4 protein-coding genes are annotated in these 2,712 nt (G+C 63.0%); 1 reads left to right on the forward strand and 3 read right to left on the reverse strand.

Annotated features, from left to right (window positions below; all coding sequences use genetic code 11):
- Window positions 1-109: 109 nt before the first annotated feature.
- Window positions 110-763, reverse strand: coding sequence for a TetR/AcrR family transcriptional regulator (locus tag EN750_RS28025; RefSeq protein WP_127398661.1), 654 nt, complete (start codon window positions 761-763; stop codon window positions 110-112).
- Between the two features lie 147 nt (window positions 764-910).
- Window positions 911-1,369: a MarR family winged helix-turn-helix transcriptional regulator gene (locus EN750_RS28030; RefSeq protein ID WP_127398663.1), complete on the reverse strand. Its 459-nt coding sequence runs from the start codon at window positions 1,367-1,369 to the stop codon at window positions 911-913.
- Between the two features lie 94 nt (window positions 1,370-1,463).
- Between EN750_RS28030 and EN750_RS28035 the strand changes: the two genes are divergently transcribed.
- Window positions 1,464-2,189, forward strand: coding sequence for a glutathione S-transferase family protein (locus EN750_RS28035; RefSeq protein WP_127398665.1), 726 nt, complete (start codon window positions 1,464-1,466; stop codon window positions 2,187-2,189).
- Here the strand turns inward: EN750_RS28035 and EN750_RS28040 are convergent.
- The coding region (locus EN750_RS28040) for an NAD(P)/FAD-dependent oxidoreductase (RefSeq protein ID WP_145967969.1) at window positions 2,137-2,712 on the reverse strand (576 nt) is incomplete at its 5' end. The genes EN750_RS28035 and EN750_RS28040 overlap by 53 nt on opposite strands.

The following is a 2,712-nucleotide window of genomic DNA, read 5'->3' on the forward strand; positions in this document are numbered from 1 at the left end:
GCCTTGGCTGCCATAGCCGATGATGGCGACCTTCTTGCCCTTGATCAGATTGAGATCGGCATCACGATCGTAATAGACGCGCATTTTGTCTTCCTTCCCGTTTTATGAATCAGAGGCCCTGCGGCCCGGTTTTTGCTCCGAAAAGAGCGAGAAACTGCTGCGTCGCGCGCGCGGCATCGCCGCCGATCGCCGCCTCAGTCAATTCCAGCCGGTCGCCAAGCAGCAGACGGATCTGCACGTCGCGGGCGACCAGCCCGAAAAAGGTGCGGAACGCCGTCTCGGCATCCGCAAAATCCAAAAGCCCGGTCCGTCGGCCGGCCTCAAGCACCGGCTTCAACCGTTTGGCCAATGCGAAGCGGCCGTTCTCAAGCACCACGGCGCCGAGATTGTCCTTACCCGAACCGGCATGGCTGACCGCCACCCGGTTGAGCGCAATCGAGGTGTCACTGGAGATCACCTTAAGCCAGTCCGAGGCAAAGCGTTCGAGGCTTGCGGTCAGCGAGGCAAGATCGAGCCCCTTGCCGTCAACCGGCGCCACCCGCACTTTCGAGGCCTGCCACTGCACCGTCGCCGTCAGCAGCCCGTCACGGTCGCCGAACCATTTGTAGAGCGTTTCCTTGGAGCAGCTGGCGCGGCGCGCCACGGCGGTCATGGTCAGTTGATCGCCCTCTTCGACCAGCAGCCGCAACGCTGCGTCGAGCACGGCCTTCTGTCGCTCTGTCAGCGCTTCGCTGGTGTCGATCTCGGGCACGCTGTGCAACACGCTCTTCTCTCGAAAGGTCGGGCCACCGGTCATTCCGATATGCCGTACCGTACGTTACGGTTCGGCATATTGCGCAATCCGAGGCCGCGCGCAAGAGGGCGGGCGCAAAATATCTGCAAGTGATGCGTTGCCGCGCGACAAGCCTCGCTAATCGGAGGCTGGCGGATGGCGCAATCGTCCAAGCAGTGCGGAGACCCTGGTCAATTCATCCGCCGACAGTTTGGCGCCAACCAGTTCGGTGATCGACCGTCCGTAGACAGCCCACATCTGGCGGCGTGTCTCGCGGCCCTTGGCGGTGATGCGGATGGTCTGGCCACGACCATCATCGGCCACCGTCAGTTTCTCGACGAGCCCATCGGCCTCGAGCCGGGCCAGCAGGCGCGAAATGTTGTATTGCGCGAACAGAGTGCGCTCGATGAGCTGGAACGGCCGCAGCCCGCCCTCGCCCGCCTCAGCGAGCTCATGCAGCACGTCGTACCAGGCAAGCGGCGGCAGGCCGGCGGCCTTCAACGCTTCTTCAGCGCTTTCCATCAGCTGGCGCGAAACGCGCATCAGGCGAGCCCAGGCCTTGATGGCTTCTGGCGAAGGCGTGGCTTTCTCGGTCATGGCCAAGCATAGGCAGTAGATGCATTTGCATCAAGCTTGACGATCGATGCATGTGCATCTATATAGATGCAAATGCATTAACCTTGGAAACCTCATGGCACACAAGCTCATCCTCGTCAGCCATCACCTCTGCCCCTATGTGCAGCGCGCCGCGATTTCGCTGGCCGAAAAGGGCGTGCCGTTCGAGCGCATCGATATCGACCTGGCCAACAAACCGGATTGGTTCAAAGCGATCTCGCCGCTCGGCAAGGTGCCGCTGCTGCGCGTACAGCGAAATGGCGAGGAAACGGTCATCTTCGAATCGGCCGTCATCCTCGAATTCCTTGAAGAGACGCAAGCCAATCCCCTCCACCCTGCCGACCCCTATGCCCGCGCCCGTCATCGCGCCTGGATCGAGTTCGGTTCGGCAACCCTCAACGCCATCGGCCGGTTCTATTCAGCCTCGACCGAAGCTGGCTTCCTGGCCGAATCCAGCGCGCTGTCCGCCATGTTCGATCGCCTCGAAGCCGAGCTGGCGGACGAGCCCGGCGGACCCTGGTTCGCCAGCAAGCACTTTTCGCTGGTCGACGCCGTTTACGGTCCGGTCTTCCGCTACCTCGATGTCTTCGACCGCATCGGTGATTTCGGCATTCTGGACGGCAAGCCGCTCGTTCGGGCCTGGCGCGAGGCGTTGAGTGAACGCCCGTCGATCAGGCAAGCCGTGGCGCCGGACTATCCGCAGCGCCTGCATGCTTTCCTGCAAGCGAAGGGATCGCACCTTTCAGGCCTCATTGGCCAAAACGATCCAGCCACTTCGCCTCCGTCAGCCCAATTCGCTTGAACGGGTCGATCACTGTTCCCGCCACCATCGAGGCGAGAAACTGCGGCGCCGGCGGGATTTTTGCCACCGTCGCCACCAGCCTGTCGCGGATGAAGGGCAGCGCCACCGAATCCGACTGGTAGAACGGCGTGAATGCCAGTGACAGCGCCTGGAAGATGCGGACATGCCAGCGCCGCGCCCTCGCATAGGCTTCCAGTGCGGCCTCGACGTTTGGCGCCCGCACAAGCGCATGGCTGAGCGCCGCCGCGTCGAGCAGCGCCATGTTCGCCCCTTGCCCGAGTTGCGGACTGGTGGAATGCGCCGCGTCGCCGATGACGGCCAATCGCCTACCGGCCGGAAGCTTCATCGTGTGGTGGCCGTAGCGGGCCAGCGACAGCTGGTCGAAACTGTCGATCTGGCTCGTGAACGCCTCGCTCTGCGGCCACAGCCGGACCACCCTTTCCTTCCAGGCGTCCAGGCCGCGGACGCGCACCTCATCGGCATCCGACGGCTTCAGGCTCCAGAAGAAGGCCGCCATCTTTTC

The sequence above is a fragment of the Mesorhizobium sp. M7A.F.Ca.ET.027.03.2.1 genome (assembly GCF_003999175.1).
Classification (GTDB): Bacteria; Pseudomonadota; Alphaproteobacteria; order Rhizobiales; family Rhizobiaceae; genus Mesorhizobium.

What these genes read in the sequence shown, in the direction of transcription:
- EN750_RS28035 (WP_127398665.1), top strand. Translation starts at nt 1,464, where the DNA reads ATGGCACACAAGCTCATCCTCGTCAGCCATCACCTCTGCCCCTATGTG.
- EN750_RS28030 (WP_127398663.1), bottom strand. Translation starts at nt 1,369, where the DNA reads ATGACCGAGAAAGCCACGCCTTCGCCAGAAGCCATCAAGGCCTGGGCT.